Annotated in this window: 13 protein-coding genes; 12 read left to right on the forward strand and 1 reads right to left on the reverse strand. The window is 60.4% G+C overall.

Features of this window, described 5'->3' with window-relative positions:
• Positions 1-3: 3 nt before the first annotated feature.
• Positions 4-1,011 carry an adenosine deaminase gene (locus tag KVP70_RS10280; RefSeq protein ID WP_217942064.1) on the reverse strand — a complete coding sequence of 336 codons (1,008 nt, stop codon included), beginning with the start codon at positions 1,009-1,011 and terminating at the stop codon, positions 4-6.
• A gap of 497 nt (positions 1,012-1,508) precedes the next feature.
• Between KVP70_RS10280 and KVP70_RS10285 the strand changes: the two genes are divergently transcribed.
• The 12 genes from KVP70_RS10285 to coaBC all read left to right on the forward strand — a co-directional run bounded on the left by KVP70_RS10285 (position 1,509) and on the right by coaBC (position 16,586).
• Complete coding sequence (locus KVP70_RS10285; protein WP_020701570.1) at positions 1,509-3,431, forward strand: PrkA family serine protein kinase; 1,923 nt, start codon at positions 1,509-1,511, stop codon at positions 3,429-3,431.
• Between the two features lie 69 nt (positions 3,432-3,500).
• A complete protein-coding gene (locus KVP70_RS10290; protein ID WP_217942065.1) occupies positions 3,501-4,769 on the forward strand; it encodes a YeaH/YhbH family protein in 1,269 nt (422 codons plus the stop codon).
• A gap of 13 nt (positions 4,770-4,782) precedes the next feature.
• The gene (locus KVP70_RS10295; protein WP_217942066.1) at positions 4,783-6,333 is read left to right on the forward strand and encodes a SpoVR family protein; all 1,551 of its coding nucleotides are present in this window, start codon (positions 4,783-4,785) and stop codon (positions 6,331-6,333) included.
• A gap of 506 nt (positions 6,334-6,839) precedes the next feature.
• Positions 6,840-7,499 carry an energy transducer TonB gene (locus KVP70_RS10300; RefSeq protein ID WP_116990442.1) on the forward strand — a complete coding sequence of 220 codons (660 nt, stop codon included), beginning with the start codon at positions 6,840-6,842 and terminating at the stop codon, positions 7,497-7,499.
• 86 nt (positions 7,500-7,585) lie between these two features.
• Positions 7,586-8,491 carry a MotA/TolQ/ExbB proton channel family protein gene (locus tag KVP70_RS10305; protein ID WP_199538690.1) on the forward strand — a complete coding sequence of 302 codons (906 nt, stop codon included), beginning with the start codon at positions 7,586-7,588 and terminating at the stop codon, positions 8,489-8,491.
• Between the two features lie 6 nt (positions 8,492-8,497).
• Positions 8,498-8,926, forward strand: a complete 429-nt coding sequence (locus KVP70_RS10310; protein WP_217942067.1) for an ExbD/TolR family protein — start codon at positions 8,498-8,500, stop codon at positions 8,924-8,926.
• A 60-nt stretch (positions 8,927-8,986) separates the two neighbouring features.
• Positions 8,987-9,415: an ExbD/TolR family protein gene (locus tag KVP70_RS10315; protein ID WP_199538474.1), complete on the forward strand. Its 429-nt coding sequence runs from the start codon at positions 8,987-8,989 to the stop codon at positions 9,413-9,415.
• Positions 9,416-9,486: 71 nt separating this feature from the next.
• Positions 9,487-10,710, forward strand: a complete 1,224-nt coding sequence (locus KVP70_RS10320; RefSeq protein ID WP_229224722.1) for a tetratricopeptide repeat protein — start codon at positions 9,487-9,489, stop codon at positions 10,708-10,710.
• A gap of 153 nt (positions 10,711-10,863) precedes the next feature.
• Positions 10,864-11,847, forward strand: a complete 984-nt coding sequence (locus KVP70_RS10325; protein ID WP_217942068.1) for a bifunctional riboflavin kinase/FAD synthetase — start codon at positions 10,864-10,866, stop codon at positions 11,845-11,847.
• A gap of 65 nt (positions 11,848-11,912) precedes the next feature.
• The gene (gene ileS / locus KVP70_RS10330) at positions 11,913-14,780 is read left to right on the forward strand and encodes an isoleucine--tRNA ligase (RefSeq protein WP_217942069.1); all 2,868 of its coding nucleotides are present in this window, start codon (positions 11,913-11,915) and stop codon (positions 14,778-14,780) included.
• Between the two features lie 63 nt (positions 14,781-14,843).
• Complete coding sequence (gene lspA / locus KVP70_RS10335; protein WP_217942070.1) at positions 14,844-15,347, forward strand: signal peptidase II; 504 nt, start codon at positions 14,844-14,846, stop codon at positions 15,345-15,347.
• Positions 15,348-15,362: 15 nt separating this feature from the next.
• Entirely contained in the window at positions 15,363-16,586 is a 1,224-nt protein-coding gene (coaBC, locus tag KVP70_RS10340; RefSeq protein WP_217942179.1) for a bifunctional phosphopantothenoylcysteine decarboxylase/phosphopantothenate--cysteine ligase CoaBC, read from the forward strand.
• Positions 16,587-16,588 lie beyond the last annotated feature (2 nt).

A 16,588-nucleotide genomic window follows, 5' to 3' on the forward strand; every position in this document is an offset into this window, starting at 1 on the left:
TTTCTAGAGTGCGGCGAAATACGCGTCGACTTCATCGAGGAACTTCTGCTTTTGCTGCGCCGGCAGGAAGGCCGCCGAGAAGCTGTTGCGCGCCAGGCGCTGCGCGTGGGACAAGCCCAGCGGCAAGGCCTCGAAGGTGGCGACGAAGTTGGCGTTCATGTAGCCGCCGAAGTAGGCTGGATCGTCCGAGTTCACGGTGGCGACGATGCCGGCGTCCAGCAGCTGCAGCAGGTTGTGCTGCTCCATGCGCTCGAACACGCACAGCTTGACGTTCGACAGCGGACACACCGTCAGCGCGATCCGCTCGCGCGCCAGGCGCCCGGTCAGCGCCGCGTCTTCCAGGCAGCGCACGCCGTGGTCGATGCGCTCGACCTTCAGCACGTCGAGCGCGGTTTCGATATACGCCGGCGGGCCTTCCTCGCCCGCGTGCGCGACCAGGTGGAAGCCCAGCTCGCGGCATTTGGCGAACACGCGCGCGAACTTCTCCGGCGGATTGCCGACCTCCGACGAATCGAGCCCGATGCCCATGTACTTGTCGCGGTAAGGCAGCGCCTCTTCCAGCGTGGCGAAGGCGTCTTCTTCCGACAGGTGGCGCAGGAAACTCAGGATCAGCGTGGCGCTGACCGGGCTGTCCTGGCAGGCGCGGTGGATGCCGTCGATCACGGTCTTGATCGGCACGCCGCGCGCGGTGTGCGTCTGCGGATCGAAGAAGATCTCGGTGTGGCGCACATTGTCCTGCTCGGCGCGCTTGAGGTAGGCGGCGGTCATGTCGTAGAAGTCCTGCTCCTGCAGCAGCACGCTGGCGCCGGCGTAGTAGATATCGAGGAAGGATTGCAGGTCGGTGAACGCATAGGCGGCGCGCAGCTCTTCCACCGAACCGTAAGCCAGCTTGACCTGGTTGCGCTGGGCCAGCGCGAAAATCAGCTCGGGCTCCAACGAGCCTTCGATGTGGATGTGCAGTTCGGCTTTGGGCATCTGCTGCACGACCGTGCGCAATTGTTCGTTCAACATTATTCTTATTTCCTGTGACAGTGAGCTGGATCATCGCATCTTAGCGCATGCTGCGAGAGTGCGACAGCGGCGGCCAAGTTGCGGCAAAATTTATCTGTTTGAGGCACGATCAGCACAGCGCCGACAGGCGTGATACTGTGGCATAAAGCAGCGCGAAAAAACGCCCGAAAACCCACGAAAAATACACAAAATTTCTGAAAATTAATCTTATAAATCAACAAGTTACGATAGAGTATTAACGATATTACGACATATCTTTTGACTTCCGGCACCAATAGCGCAATAATCAATTTCATAGACGTAAGAAGCGTTACGACCAACACATAAAAGCCGCCAACCGGCCATAAAGCCAGCTCACCGGCACGGGCAATCCGTGCCACTCAAAGAAGCTGGACATAAGAAGAATAATATCGAAAAGGGGTATGCACGGACCAGGGCCAGGGCAGGCGAACTGCCGGTGGCCCGTGACAAGCAGGTTTACATTAAAGGACATCCAAATGACCATTTTTGACAACTACGCCGCACGGTACGAACGGACCAAAGAAGAAGAGATGTCCATGAAGGAGTATCTCGACCTTTGCAAAAAAGATCGACTCACCTACGCCAGCGCACCCGAGCGCATGCTGGCCGCCATTGGCGAACCGACGTTGGTCGATACCCGCAACGACACCCGGCTGTCACGCATCTTCGCGAACAAGGTCATCAAGATTTATCCGGCATTCCGCGAGTTTTACGGCACCGAGGAAGTGATCGAGCAAGTGGTCTCCTACTTCCGCCACGCCGCGCAGGGGCTGGAGGAACGCAAGCAGATCCTGTATCTGCTGGGCCCGGTGGGCGGCGGCAAGTCGTCGATCGCCGAGAAGCTCAAGTCGCTGATGGAGCACGTGCCCTTCTATTGCCTGAAGGGCTCGCCGGTCAACGAATCGCCGCTCGGCCTGTTCAACGAGGAAGAGGACGGCGTGATCCTGGAAGAGGATTACGGCATCCCGCGCCGCTATCTGCGCAACATCCCGAGCCCGTGGGCGGTCAAGCGCCTGCACGAGTTCAACGGCGACATCAACCAGTTCCGCGTGGTCAAGCGCTACCCCTCGGTGCTCAAGCAGGTCGCCATCTCCAAGACCGAGCCGGGCGACGAGAACAACCAGGATATTTCCTCGCTGGTCGGCAAGGTCGACATCCGCAAGCTGGAAGATTATTCGCAGGACGATCCGGACGCCTACAGCTACTCGGGCGGCCTGTGCCTGGCCAACCAGGGCCTGATGGAATTCGTCGAGATGTTCAAGGCGCCGATCAAGGTGCTGCACCCGCTGCTGACCGCCACGCAGGAAGGCAACTACAAGGGCACCGAGGGCTTCGGCGCGATCCCGTTCGACGGCATCATCCTGGCGCACTCGAACGAGTCGGAGTGGAAGACCTTCAAGAACAACCGCAACAACGAGGCTTTCCTGGATCGTATCTATATCGTCAAAGTGCCGTACTGCCTGCGCGTGACCGACGAGATCAAGATCTACGACAAGCTGGTGGCCAACTCTTCGCTGTACCAGGCCCCGTGCGCGCCCGGAACCCTGAAGATGATGGCGCAGTTCGCGATCCTGTCGCGTCTGAAGGACCCGGAGAACTCCAGCATCTTCAGCAAGATGCTGGTCTACGATGGCGAAAACCTCAAGGACACCGACCCGAAGGCCAAGTCGATGCACGAGTATGTCGACTACGCGGGCGTCGACGAGGGCATGAACGGACTGTCGACGCGCTTCGCCTTCAAGATCCTGTCCAAGGTGTTCAACTTCGACAACACCGAAGTGGCGGCCAATCCGGTGCACCTGTTGTATGTGCTGGAGCAGCAGGTCGAGCGCGAACAGTTCCCGCCTGAAACCGAACAGAAGTACTTCTCGTATATCAAGGAACACCTGGCGCAGAAGTACGTGGAGTTTATCGGCAAGGAAATCCAGACCGCCTACCTGGAATCGTATTCGGAATACGGCCAGAACATCTTCGACCGCTACGTGACCTTTGCCGACTTCTGGATCCAGGATCAGGAATACCGCGATCCGGACACCGGCGAGAGCTTCGACCGCGAGTCGCTGAACAACGAGCTGGAGAAGATCGAGAAGCCGGCCGGGATCTCCAATCCCAAGGACTTCCGCAACGAGATCGTCAACTTCGGCCTGCGTGCCCGCGCCAACAACGGCGGCAAGAATCCGGCCTGGACCAGCTACGAGAAGTTCCGCACCGTGATCGAGAAGAAGATGTTCTCCAACACCGAGGAACTGCTGCCGGTGATTTCGTTCAACGCCAAGGCCAGCGCCGAAGACGCCAACAAGCACGCCGACTTCGTCGCCCGCATGGTCGAGAAGGGCTATACGGCCAAGCAGGTGCGGCTGCTGTGCGAATGGTATTTGCGTGTGAGGAAGTCGTCTTAAGCAGGATTGCGCGCCGCCCGCGTAAAGCGAGGCGGCGCGGCGCCGACCAATTGCAGCAGGAGGCATCTTTTGACTTACCTCATCGACCGACGTTTGCAGGGCAAGAACAAGTCTGCGGTCAACCGCGAGCGCTTCTTGCGGCGCTACAAGTCCCAGATCAAGGACGCGGTGGGACGTGCCATCAAAGGCCGCTCCATCACCGACATTGAGAACGGCGAAAAAGTTTCCATCCCGGTCAAGGACGTGGGCGAGCCCTCGTTCGGCCATGCCCATGGCGGCGTGTGGGAAACCATCAACCCCGGCAACCAGGAATACCTCAAGGGCGACCTGATCAACCGGCCCAAGGGCGGCGGCGGCGCCGGCCGGGGCAAGGCCGGCAACAGCGACCAGATGACCGAGGACGATTTCATCTTCGAGCTGTCGCGCGAAGAATTCATGAACTACTTCTTCGAGGATCTGGAGCTGCCCAACCTGGTCAAGACCCAGCTGACCGCCACCACCGAATTCAAGAACCAGCGCGCCGGCTACAATATGTCGGGCACGCCGTCCAACATCCATGTGCTGCGTTCCCTGCGTGGCGCATTGGGACGGCGCATCGCGGTCGGCGGCAGTTCGCGCAAGCGCGTGATCGAAGCCGAGCGCGAGCTGGAGGAACTGCTGCTGGACGGCGAACCGCTGGACGCGCCGCGCGTGGTGGAGCTGAAAAGACTGATCCACCATCTGCACACGCGGCTGCTGGCCATCCCCTTCATCGACCCGTTCGACCTGCGCTACAGCAACCGCATCAAGGTGCCCAAGCCGATGACGCAGGCCGTGATGTTCTGCGTCATGGACGTCTCCGGCTCGATGGACGAAACCCGCAAGGACACGGCCAAGCGCTTCTTCATCCTGCTGTACCTGTTCCTCAAGCGCGCCTACGACAAGATCGAGGTGGTGTTCATCCGCCACCACACGGCCGCGGCCGAGGTCAACGAGGAGGAATTCTTCCACTCGCGCGAATCGGGCGGCACCGTGGTGTCGTCGGCGCTGCACCTGCTCGACAAGATCATCGATGAACGCTACGGCGCCGGCAGCTGGAACAGCTACGTCGCCCAGGCTTCCGACGGCGACAACTGGGACAACGATTCGGTGCTGTGCCGGCAACTGCTGGTCAACACCATCATGCCCAAGGTGCAGTACTACACCTACGTCGAGATCACCGACGGGCCGCCGCAAAACCTGTGGGAGCAATACTCGCAGATCCCCGACCACCATCCGCATTTCGCCATGCAAAAAATAGTCACGCCGGCCGATATCTATCCGGTGTTCCGCGAACTGTTCAAGAAACAGCCTAAATAGGCGGGCCGAAATAATGAACGACATGACGCATGCCCCAGCCCCCAAGCCGCGCCATCCGCGCGCCCTGCCCGAACAGTCCGAGTGGACGTTTGAACTGATCGAGCAGGCCCACCAGGAAATCCGCCGCGTCGCCGAAGCCTTCGGGCTCGATACGTATCCGAATCAACTGGAGATCATCACCGCCGAGCAGATGATGGACGCCTACACCTCGGTCGGCATGCCGGTGTCGTACAACCACTGGTCGTTCGGCAAGCATTTCCTGTCGACCGAAAAAGGCTACAAGCGCGGCCAGATGGGCCTGGCCTACGAAATCGTCATCAACTCCAATCCCTGCATCGCCTACCTGATGGAGGAGAATAGCCTGACCATGCAGGCGCTGGTGATCGCGCACGCGGCCTACGGCCACAACTCTTTCTTCAAAGGCAACTACCTGTTCCGCACCTGGACCGACGCCGACGCCATCGTCGACTACATGGTGTTCGCCAAGAACTACATCGCCGAGTGCGAGCAGCGCCACGGCATCGACGCGGTCGAGCTGCTGCTCGATTCCTGCCACGCGATCCAGAACTACGGCGTCGACCGCTACAAGCGACCGGCCAAGCTGTCGATGATGGAAGAGCGCGCGCGGCAGAAGGAACGCGAAGCCTATGTGCAGTCGCAGATCAACGACCTGTGGCGCACCCTGCCCCGGCGCGAGGAAGAGGAAGAGGAAAAAGCCGCGCCGCGCTTCCCGCCCGAGCCGGAAGAGAACCTGCTGTACTTCATCGAGAAGTATGCGCCGCTGCTGGAACCGTGGCAGCGCGAGATGGTGCGCATCGTGCGCAAGATTTCGCAGTACTTCTACCCGCAGCGCCAGACCCAGGTGATGAACGAGGGCTGGGCCACCTTCTGGCACTACACCATCCTCAACCAGTTGTACGACGAGGGCGTGGTGGGCGACGGCTTCATGATGGAGTTTTTGAAGAGCCACACCAACGTGGTCTACCAGCCGCCGGTCAACAGCCCGTATTACAGCGGCATCAATCCCTATGCGCTGGGCTTCGCCATGATGACCGACATCCGCCGCATCTGCGAGCATCCGACCGACGAGGACCGCGAATGGTTCCCCGACATCGCCGGCAGCGACTGGCGCAAGACGCTGGACTTCGCGATGCGTAATTTCAAGGACGAAAGCTTCATCGCCCAGTACCTGTCGCCCAAGCTGATACGCGAATTTCATTTCTTTGCTGTACTGGACGACGACAATAACGAAAAGCTGGCAATCTCCGCCATACACGACGATCTCGGATACCGCTACGTCCGCCAGCAGCTGGCCGAGCAGTACAACCTGGGCAACCGGGAACCGAATATCCAGGTGTGGTCGGTCAACACCCGCGACGACCGCGCGCTGACCCTGCGCCATACGCAGTTCCAGCGGCGGCCGCTGAACCAGCAGGCCGGCGAGGTGCTCAAGCACGTGGCGCGGCTGTGGGGCTTCGACGTGCACCTGGAAACCGTGGGTCCGAGCGGCGAGATCGTCAGTACGCTGGAGGTCAAACGCGAGAAACGGGCGCGCGGAAGTTGACCGACATATATATAGAGCTTTTTCCGATCCCGGGCACGGCTCTTGCAAGGGATAAATCGGGGTCAGAGGCAGCGCTCTGGCCCCGGTTTTTTTAGCAAAGGCATGCCGCCGGACAGAAGTCAACAGCTTTCGTCACCTGGCGGCTAGGTGTTTCCCGCAAGAATTTCGCAAAAGAAACTTTTACGGCCAAATTATCAACTGCATGTAGTAAAATTACGCGCATAAAATTCCGTTTTTGGGCTTAAGGGAAAACTAAGTAATGTCGTGGTGCGTTCCGCCCCAAAATTGCGCCGGAGAAGCTTGCAAATTGAGCTAGAACGGTGCAAAGAGAGCGCTATCACATAGGAAAACCCTATGAAATTTAACCGGTTTTAGGGATGAAAATTCTATGTAAAATCAAGAATTCGTATGTATAATTCGCCGACGTCCCGGATGCGGCTGTTGTTTTGTGTCGCCATTTTGGGGTTTAGTAGCAACAAAAAGAGTTGGTATTGGAGAAAGCAGGCATGAATTTCACGCACAACGAGAAAAGCACCGGGAAGAACTTTACAGGCATTACCATTGTCGTTTTGTTGCACCTCCTGGTTGCTTATGGGATCGTGACGGGCTTGGGTAAACGTCTGGTGAGCAAGATGATCGCACCAGTGGAGACCAAGATCATTGAGGAGGTCAAACCTCCTCCACCGAAAGAACTCCCACCGCCGCCACCTCCGCCAGAGATGAAAGCGCCACCACCGCCATTCATCCCGCCAGTCGAGGTGAATGTGCAGCAGCCACCGCCGCCGCAAAACACGATCGCGAATGCGACCAACGTCAAGCCTGCGACGAACGAACTGCAAAAAGCGCCACCAGCACCACCGGCAGCGCCACCGGGACCGGCTAAATCGGTAAACGTAGCTGCTGTAGCTGACTTCAGCACCTGCGCGAAACCGGAGTGGCCAAAATCCTCCCTGCGTAACGAAGAAACCGGTACGGTCACGTTATCGTTCTTGATTGGGGTCGACGGCCACGTCGCTGATTCCAAGATCGTCAAATCCAGTGGTTTTAGGGACTTGGACAAGGCTGCGGTTAACGGTATCGGCAAATGCCGATTCAAACCGGGTCTGACCGACGGGAAACCGACGGAAGCGTGGATGCAGATGCAATACGTCTGGACGCTGGAGTAAAACCGAGGCGGCAGTATCGTCTCACTTAGTAATTTTCGTTGTCATTACGTTCAGCGATCTGATTATTTTATCAATTTGGAGGAAGCATGTTTAAGAATACCCGTTTGTCCGCTGTACTGGCCGCTGTGCTGTTTTCCGTGACCGCAGCCACCGCCCTGGTAAGCGCCCCAGCTTTCGCTGACGCGCCAGCCTCGGCCGCCGCTTCGGCACCAGCAGCCGCTCCAGCAGCGGATGCGGCAGCCGCACCTGCACCAGCAGCAGAAGCTCCAGCTGCCAAGGGCGGCAAAGAAGAAGTGGACAATCCTTACGGCTTCGAAGCTGTCTGGAACGGTGGTTTCGTATCGCGCGGCACCCTGATCATCCTGTCGCTGATGTCCATGGGTTCGTGGTACATCATCATCACCAAGCTGATCGACCAGATGAAAATCTTCAAGCAGTCGAAAGAAACCTCGGCCAAGTTCTGGAAGGCATCGTCGATCGCTGCTGGTTCGGCAGCCCTGAAAGACGGCTCGCCATTCCGCTTCATCGCTGAAACCGGCACCAAGGCTACCGTGCACCACGACGGCGCCCTGCTGGAACAAATCGACCTGTCGACCTGGGTGACCATGTCGATCCAGCGCGCTGTTGACAAAGTTCAATCGCGTCTGCAAGACGGCCTGTCGTTCCTGGCAACCGTTGGTTCGACCGCACCGTTCATCGGTCTGTTCGGTACCGTTTGGGGTATTTACAATGCACTGATCGCCATCGGCATGTCGGGTAACGCATCGATCGACAAGGTTGCAGGTCCAGTGGGTGAAGCGCTGATCATGACCGCTTTCGGTCTGTTCGTCGCGGTTCCTGCCGTTCTGGGTTACAACTGGCTGGTGCGTCGTAACAAGTCGGCCATGGAAGACGTCCGTTCGTTCTCCGCTGACGTGCACTCGGTACTGATCTCGGGCGCCATGTCCACCAGCGAAGCTGGCCGTGCCGCCGGCGCTAAAAAGATTGGATAATTAATCATGTCGATGTCCGTAGGCTCCGATAGCGGAGAAGAAGATCAAGTCATGTCAGAAATCAACACGACGCCCCTGGTGGACATCATGTTGGTTCTGCTGATTATCTTCCTGATCACGAGCCCGGTTGTTCTGAATCTGATCAAGATCAAGCTGCCAGAAGAAGCCAACCAGGTTATCCAGACCAAACCGGAAGATGTCAACATCGTTGTAAGCAAGGATGGCGACATCTACTGGAATCAGAAGAAAATGCGCGACGCGAATGAGTTGTTCGATTTTCTGAAGGTGGAAGCAGTGAAGTTGCCTCAGCCAGAAGTGCATGTTCGTGGCGACCAAGAAACTCGTTACGAAGCGATCGGCAAGGTTATTTACACTACCCAGCGCGCTGGTATTCAGAAGGTCGGCTTCATCACCGAACCGCCTGATAAGGGTTAATCCCCGAATAGTGCATCGCAGGCCTGGAATCCGGGCCTGCCCTTCTTAAAAGGAAACACCATGAGTATGAATGTCGGCTCCCCAAGCGGTGGCGCGGATCCGGAACCAATGATGGAAATGAACATGACGCCCCTCATCGATGTGATGTTGGTGCTGATTATCATGATGATCATTACGATTCCGAAGGCCAACCACTCGGTCAACCTGAACATGCCGGTCGGCACCCCGCCTCCGCCTGTGAAGGAACCTGTGGTGATCACGATTGACGTCGACTTCGACGGTACGATTCTGTGGGATAACGCTGTCGTTGCTGACCGCGGCACCCTGGAAGCGAAACTGACCGATGTCGCAGCGCAAGCTGACCAGCCGGAAGTGCATCTGCGTCCGAACAAGCTGGTATCGTATAAAGTCGTGGCAGGCGTGATGGCTGCGGCCCAGCGTCTGGGCGTGACCAAGATTGGCCTGGTCGGCAACGAACAGTTCCAATAATCAGTTCTATGTTCAACGATAGGCAGGACCGTTCCTGCCTATTTCGCATTTTGAAGAAAGAAAACTTACCCATGACCAAGTTTCGTCTCGCTCATCTCGGCCTGGTAATGGCCGCTATTGGTTTCACAGCAGCAGCTCCTCTGGCAGGTCTCTCCTCGGTTGCCTACGCGGCCGACGCGGTGCGCGCTGAAATCGGCAAACCATTGCAAGAAGCACAGAAACTGGCTGCGGCAGGCAAGAACAAAGAAGCACTGGCCAAACTCAAGGAAGCCGATGCTGTCGGTGGCAAATCGCCCCACGAATCCTATCTGATCGAACGCACCCGCGCTTCGGCCGCAGCTGCCGCTGGCGATAACGACGCCGCCGCCAAGGCCTTCGAAGCCGTGATCAACTCCGGCAAGCTGTCGCCTGCCGAACAACCGAAATTCACCCAGGCCCTGGCCGGCATCTACTACCGCGCCAAGGACTATCCAAAAGCCATCACCTGGATCCAGCGCTCGCTGAAAGACAATCCGAACGACGGCCAGATGCATGAACTGCTGATCCAGACCTACTACATCAGCGGCAAATACTCGGAAGCCGCCAAGGAACTGCAATCGTCCAAAGCCAATTCGGAAGCGTCGCTGCAAATGCTGGCCAATATCCAGCTCAAGCAGAACGACAAGGAAGGCTACGTCCAGACCCTGGAAAAACTGGCCGGTTCCTATCCGAAGACCAGCTACTGGGCCGACCTGCTGAACCGCGTGTCGGGCAAGCCTGGCTTCGCCTCGTCGCTGTCGCTGGACGTGCTGCGCCTGCGCCTGGCCAACGGCCTGCTGACCAAGCCGGGCGAGTACATGGAAATGTCCCAGCTGGCGCTGCAAGCGGGCAACCCCGCCGAAGCGACCAAGATCATCGACCAGGGCTACAAAAAAGGCGCGCTGGGCACCGGCTCCGACGCCGCCCGCCACCAGCGCCTGAAAGACCTGGCCGTCAAGACCCAGACCGAGTTCGACACCAAGCAAGCCGCGCTGGAAGCGGAAGCCGTCAAGAACAAGGACGCCGACACGCTGGCCAATATGGGCTACGCGCTGGTGACCGCCGGCAAGGCCGACAAGGGCCTGGCGCTGCTGGACCAGGCTGTGAAGATGGGCACCGCGAAAAATCCTGACGCCGTCAAGCTGCACCAGGGTATCGCCCAGTTCAACGCCGGCAAGAAGCCTGCCGCGCTGTCCACCCTGAAAACGGTCAAAGGCAAGGACGGCACCGCCGAACTGGCCCGCTACTGGACGCTGAACATCAACCACCCGATGTAATCCGGCGGTTTTGATGCGCGCAAGCGCTGTCCGGCCCCGCGCCGGACAGCGCTTTTTTTTATGCTTTATCCCCGCATTCCTTTCGATAACTGTCGGCTACCGCAAACAAACCGTATAATCCTCCATTTAGCGACAGTTTCCCCCCAGATTCCCATGAAGGTATTTCGAGGTCTACCCAATGCAGCGGCGCGCGCGCCCTGCGCGCTCACGATAGGCAACTTTGACGGTGTCCACCTTGGCCACCAGGCATTGCTCGGCCGCGTGCGCGCCGCCGCCACCGGCCTCGGGCTGGAAGCCGCCGTGATGACCTTTGAACCCCATCCGCGCGAATTTTTCGCGCACAAGGCCGGCGACCTGTCGAAGGCGCCGCCGCGCATCGCCAACCTGCGCGACAAGCTGCAATCGCTGTCCGACAACGGCATCGACCGCGTCATCGTCGAGCACTTCTCGGCGCCGTTCGCCGCGCTCACGCCGCGGGAATTCACTGAAAAAGTGCTGGTCGAAGGCCTGCACGTCAAGTGGCTGATGGTCGGCGACGACTTCTGCTACGGCGCCCGCCGCGCCGGCAACGTCCAGATGCTGCTGGAAGCGGGCCAGCACTACGGCTTCCACGTCGAGACCCTGCCGACCGTGATGAACGGCAGCAACCGCATCTCCTCCTCCGCCGTGCGCGCCGCGCTGGCCGAGGGCGACTTCGCGCATGCCGAGGCGCTGCTGGGCCATCCCTACGCGATTTCTGGCCATGTGATCCACGGCCAGAAACTGGGCCGCACCCTGGGCTTCCCCACGCTGAACCTGCGCGTGCCGCACCGTCCCGCGTTGTCCGGCATCTTCATCGTGCAGGTACACGGCCTGGCCGAACAGCCGCTGGCGGCCGTCGCCAGCCTGGGCGTGCGCCCGACCGTCGACGACAGCGGCCGCGTGCTGCTGGAGGTGCACGTGTTCGACTTCGCCCAGAACTGCTACGGCAAACAGGTGCGCGTCGAGTTCCTGCACAAGATACGCGACGAGGAAAAATACGTCGACCTGCCGACGCTGACGGCCGCCATCGACCGCGACGCCATCATCGCCCGCGAGTATTTCGCCCAGCGCATGCAAGAGCGCGACGGCGCCACCACCGCCACCGACCGAATTTAGCCGCGCGACCAGCTACGCGCGCCGGCTACACCGAACTCCCCGAATAAAAATCACTGAAGATAACCATGTCCGATAACAAATCTGCAAAGAAGCCTGAAAGCAAATACCCGGTCAATATGACCGAAACCCCGTTCCCGATGCGCGGCGACATGGCCAAGCGTGAGCCGAACTGGGTCAAGGAATGGCAGGACAAGAAGATCTACGAGCGCGTGCGCAAAGCCGCCGCAGGCCGTCCGAAATTCATCCTGCACGACGGTCCTCCGTACGCCAACGGCGACATCCACATCGGCCACGCCGTCAACAAGATCCTCAAGGACATGGTGGTCAAGGCCCGCGGCCTGGCCGGCTACGACGCGCCCTACGTGCCGGGCTGGGATTGCCACGGCATGCCGATCGAGATCCAGATCGAAAAACAGTACGGCAAGAACCTGCCGACCGCCGAAGTGCTGACCAAGGCCCGTGCCTACGCGCTGGAGCAGGTCGACCGCCAGCGCAAGGACTTCATCCGCCTGGGCGTGCTGGGCGAATGGCAGAACCCTTACCTGACCATGAACTACTCGAACGAGGCCGACGAACTGCGCGCCCTCGGACAGCTGCTGGAAAAAGGCTACGTCTACCGCGGCCTGAAGCCGGTCAACTGGTGCTTCGATTGCCAGTCCGCCTTGGCGGAAGCGGAAGTGGAATACCAGGACAAGCGCGATCCGGCCATCGATGTCGGCTTCAAGTTCGCCGAATTCGACAAGCTGGCCACGGCCTTCAGCCTCGCTAAGCTGCCGACCGAGAACGGCTTCATCGTCATCTGGACCACCACCCCTTGGACCATCCCGTCCAACCAGGCGCTGAACGTCAACGCCGAAGTGATCTACTCGCTGGTGCAGACCGAGCGTGACGGCCAGCCCTTGCTGCTGATCCTGGCGCAGGACCTGGTCGAAGCCTGCCTGGCGCGCTACAAGCTCGAAGGCACCACCATCGCCACCTGCCACGGCGCGGCGCTGGCCGGCATCAGCTTCCGCCACCCGCTGCACGCCTCGGACGCCTTCTTCGACCGCCTGTCGCCGATGTACCTGGCCGAATACGTGACCACCGAAAGCGGCACCGGCGTGGTGCACTCGGCGCCAGCCTACGGCCTGGACGACTTTATCTCCTGCCGCGCGCATGGCATGAAGGACGAGAACATCCTGACCCCGGTCATGGGCGACGGCAAATACGCGTCGACGCTGCCGCTGTTCGGCGGCATGACGATCTGGGAAGCCTCCAAGCCGATCTGCAACGCGCTCAAGGAAGCGGGCGCGCTGTTCGAAGTGAAGATGTTCGACCACAGCTACATGCACTGCTGGCGCCACAAGACGCCGATCATCTACCGCGCCACCTCGCAGTGGTTCGCCGGCATGGATGTCAAGCCCAAGGACGGCGGCCACACGCTGCGCGAAACCGCGCTCAAAGGCATCGACGAGACCAAGTTCTTCCCGGACTGGGGCAAGGCGCGCCTGCACGGCATGATCGCCAACCGTCCCGACTGGACCCTGTCGCGCCAGCGCCAATGGGGCGTGCCGATGGCCTTCATCGTCCACAAGGAAACCGGCGCGCTGCATCCGCGCACCCCGGAACTGCTGGAACAGGTGGCCAAACTGATCGAAAAGAGCGGCATCGACGCCTGGCTGGCGCTGGACCTGAAAGACCTGCTCGGCGACGAAGCGGCAAGCTACGAAAAGAACAAGGACACGCTGGACGTCTGGTTCGACTCCGGCTCGACCCACCAGACCGTGCTGCGCGGCTCGCATAAAGAACAATCGGCTTTCCCGGCCGACCTGTATCTCGAAGGCTCGGACCAGCACCGCGGCTGGTTCCACTCGTCGCTGCTGACGTCCTCGATGCTGAACGGCGCGCCGCCCTACAAGGCGCTGCTGACCCACGGCTTCGTGGTCGACGGCGAAGGCAAGAAGATGTCCAAATCGGTCGGCAACACCGTCGCCCCGCAGGACGTCTGGAACAAGCTGGGCGCCGACATGCTGCGCCTGTGGGTGGCCACCACCGACTATACCGGCGAGCTGTCGATCTCCGACGAGATCCTCAAGCGCGTCACCGAAGCCTATCGCCGCATCCGCAACACGCTGCGCTTCCTGCTGGCCAACCTGTCGGACTTCGACGCCGCCAAGGACGCGGTGGCGATCGACGACATGCTGGAAATCGACCGCTACGCCGTCGCCAACATGGCGGCGCTGCAGGCCGAAATCGCCGAGCACTACCTGCAGTATGAGTTCCAGCCGATCTACTCCAAGCTGCAGAACTTCTGCTCGGAAGACCTGGGCGGCTTCTACCTGGACGTGCTCAAGGACCGCCTGTACACCAGCGCCGTCACCTCGCCTGCACGCCGCTCGGCGCAGACCGCGCTGTGGCACATCACGCAAAGCCTGCTGCGCGTGATGGCGCCGGCGCTGTCGTTCACGGCGGAAGAGGCATGGGCCATCTTCGCCGGCGAAGAGGCCTACAAGGCCAGCGACGAAACCATCTTCACGCAAACCTGGTGGACGCTGCCGGAAGCGGCCGACGCGGCGGCGCTGCTGGCCAAGTACACGGCCCTGCGCGCGGTCCGCACCGACGTCACCAAGCAGCTGGAAGACGTGCGCACCTCGGGCGCGATCGGCTCCTCGCTGCAGGCGGAACTGACCATCAAGGCCGCCGGCGAGAAGTACCAGCTGCTGGCCAGCCTGGACGACGACCTCAAGTTCGTCTTCATCACCTCCGCCGCCAAGGCGGTGCAGGTGGAAAGCGAAGCGGATGAAGCGGTCGAGGTGAGCGCCTCCACGGCCGAGAAGTGCGAGCGTTGCTGGCACTATCGCGCCGACGTCGGCGCGCATGCGGACCACCCTACCCTGTGCGGCCGTTGCCACAGCAATCTGTTCGGTGCGGGCGAAAAACGCAAGTTCGCTTAATATGAGGGCCGCCGTTCCCACCGGGAGCGGCGGCGCCGTCGCCACGAACCAACTTGAAATTTTATGGCCACCAAAAAAATCTTTCCGACCAAATCCTCGGCCAGCCTGACGCCTTGGCTGGGCATTGCCGCCATCGTCATCCTGTTCGACCAGCTGTCCAAGATCACCATCACCAAGACCTTCCAGCTCGGTGAAGAGAAAATCATCACCTCCTTCTTCAACCTGGTGCTCGCGTATAACAAGGGCGCCGCGTTCAGCTTCCTGTCCAACAGCGGCGGATGGCAGCGCTACTTCTTCACCGCCATCGCGCTGGGCGCGGCGGCCTGGATCATCGTGCTGCTGAAAAAACACGGCAGCCAGCGCATGTTCTCGTGGGCGCTGTCGCTGATCCTGGGCGGCGCCATCGGCAACGTCATCGACCGGGTACTGTACGGCCACGTGGTCGACTTCCTCGATTTCCACTGGAGCGGATTCGGCCACTTCCCGGCGTTTAACATCGCCGACTCGGCCATCTGCATCGGCGCGGCGCTGTTCATCCTCGATGAGCTGCGCCGGGTGAACAAATAACGGGAGCAGCGCATGATGGAATTGACCGGCAAGAAAATCGTCCTCGGCCTGTCCGGCGGCGTGGCCTGCTACAAGGCGGCGGAACTGTGCCGCGCGCTGACCAAGGCCGGCGCCTCGGTGCAGGTGGTGATGACCGACGCCGCCACCCACTTCATCACCGCCGTCACCATGCAGGCGCTGTCGGGCAACAAGGTGTTCAGCAGCCAGTGGGACCCGCGCGTCGACAACAATATGGCCCACATCGACGTCACCCGCGACGCCGACGCCATCCTAGTCGCGCCCTGCTCGGCGGACTTCATGGTCAAGCTGGCGCACGGCGTCTGCGACGACCTGCTGTCGACCATGTGCCTGGCGCGTCCGCGCCTGGTGCCGCTGCTGGTGGCGCCGGCCATGAACGTCGAGATGTGGCAGAACCCCGCCACCCAGCGCAACGCGCAACAGCTGCGCGACGACGGCATCGTCATCTTCGGCCCAGCCTCCGGCGACCAGGCCTGCGGTGAAGTGGGCATGGGCCGCATGCTGGAACCGGCGCAGTTGCTCGAAGAGCTGGTGGCCTCGTTCCAGCCCAAGGTGTTGGCGGGCAAGCGCATCCTGATCACCGCCGGTCCGACCTTCGAACCGATCGACCCGGTGCGCGGCATCACCAATCTGTCGTCGGGCAAGATGGGCTACGCCGTGGCGCGCGCCGCGCGCGAAGCCGGCGCCGAAGTGATCCTGGTGTCCGGCCCGACGGCGCTGCCGGCGCCGTTCGGCGTCCAGCGCATCAACGTCCAGAGCGCGCTGCAGATGCACGACGCGGTGATGGCCAATGTCGACCACCAGCACATCTTCATCGCGGTGGCGGCGGTGGCCGACTGGCGCGTGTCCAACGCCAGCGAGCAGAAACTGAAGAAGAACCCGGACGGCTCGGTGCCGGACCTGAAGTTCGAGCAGAACCCGGACATACTCGCCGGCGTCGCCGCCCGCACCACGCTGGCCGGCTATCCTTACTGCGTGGGCTTCGCCGCCGAATCGGAAAACCTGGTGCAGTTCGGCGCCGACAAGCGCGAGAAAAAAGGCATCCCCCTGCTAGTAGGGAATATCGGCCACCACACCTTCGGCCAGGACGACAACACCATCATCGTGTTCGATGAAAACGGCCACACCATCCTGCCGCGCGCCGACAAACTGACGCTGGCGCGCCAATTGATTTCGGAGATCTCGAAACGGATCTCACAGCACTCGCTTTTCGCAAAATAATT

Origin of the sequence: Duganella violaceipulchra (assembly GCF_019166075.1) — a bacterium.
Lineage (GTDB): Bacteria > Pseudomonadota > Gammaproteobacteria > Burkholderiales > Burkholderiaceae_D > Rugamonas > Rugamonas violaceipulchra.

What these genes read in the sequence shown, in the direction of transcription:
- KVP70_RS10280 (WP_217942064.1), bottom strand. Translation starts at nt 1,011, where the DNA reads ATGTTGAACGAACAATTGCGCACGGTCGTGCAGCAGATGCCCAAAGCC.
- KVP70_RS10285 (WP_020701570.1), top strand. Translation starts at nt 1,509, where the DNA reads ATGACCATTTTTGACAACTACGCCGCACGGTACGAACGGACCAAAGAA.
- KVP70_RS10295 (WP_217942066.1), top strand. Translation starts at nt 4,783, where the DNA reads ATGAACGACATGACGCATGCCCCAGCCCCCAAGCCGCGCCATCCGCGC.
- KVP70_RS10300 (WP_116990442.1), top strand. Translation starts at nt 6,840, where the DNA reads ATGAATTTCACGCACAACGAGAAAAGCACCGGGAAGAACTTTACAGGC.
- KVP70_RS10305 (WP_199538690.1), top strand. Translation starts at nt 7,586, where the DNA reads ATGTTTAAGAATACCCGTTTGTCCGCTGTACTGGCCGCTGTGCTGTTT.
- KVP70_RS10310 (WP_217942067.1), top strand. Translation starts at nt 8,498, where the DNA reads ATGTCGATGTCCGTAGGCTCCGATAGCGGAGAAGAAGATCAAGTCATG.
- KVP70_RS10315 (WP_199538474.1), top strand. Translation starts at nt 8,987, where the DNA reads ATGAGTATGAATGTCGGCTCCCCAAGCGGTGGCGCGGATCCGGAACCA.
- KVP70_RS10320 (WP_229224722.1), top strand. Translation starts at nt 9,487, where the DNA reads ATGACCAAGTTTCGTCTCGCTCATCTCGGCCTGGTAATGGCCGCTATT.
- KVP70_RS10325 (WP_217942068.1), top strand. Translation starts at nt 10,864, where the DNA reads ATGAAGGTATTTCGAGGTCTACCCAATGCAGCGGCGCGCGCGCCCTGC.
- ileS (WP_217942069.1), top strand. Translation starts at nt 11,913, where the DNA reads ATGTCCGATAACAAATCTGCAAAGAAGCCTGAAAGCAAATACCCGGTC.
- lspA (WP_217942070.1), top strand. Translation starts at nt 14,844, where the DNA reads ATGGCCACCAAAAAAATCTTTCCGACCAAATCCTCGGCCAGCCTGACG.
- coaBC (WP_217942179.1), top strand. Translation starts at nt 15,363, where the DNA reads ATGGAATTGACCGGCAAGAAAATCGTCCTCGGCCTGTCCGGCGGCGTG.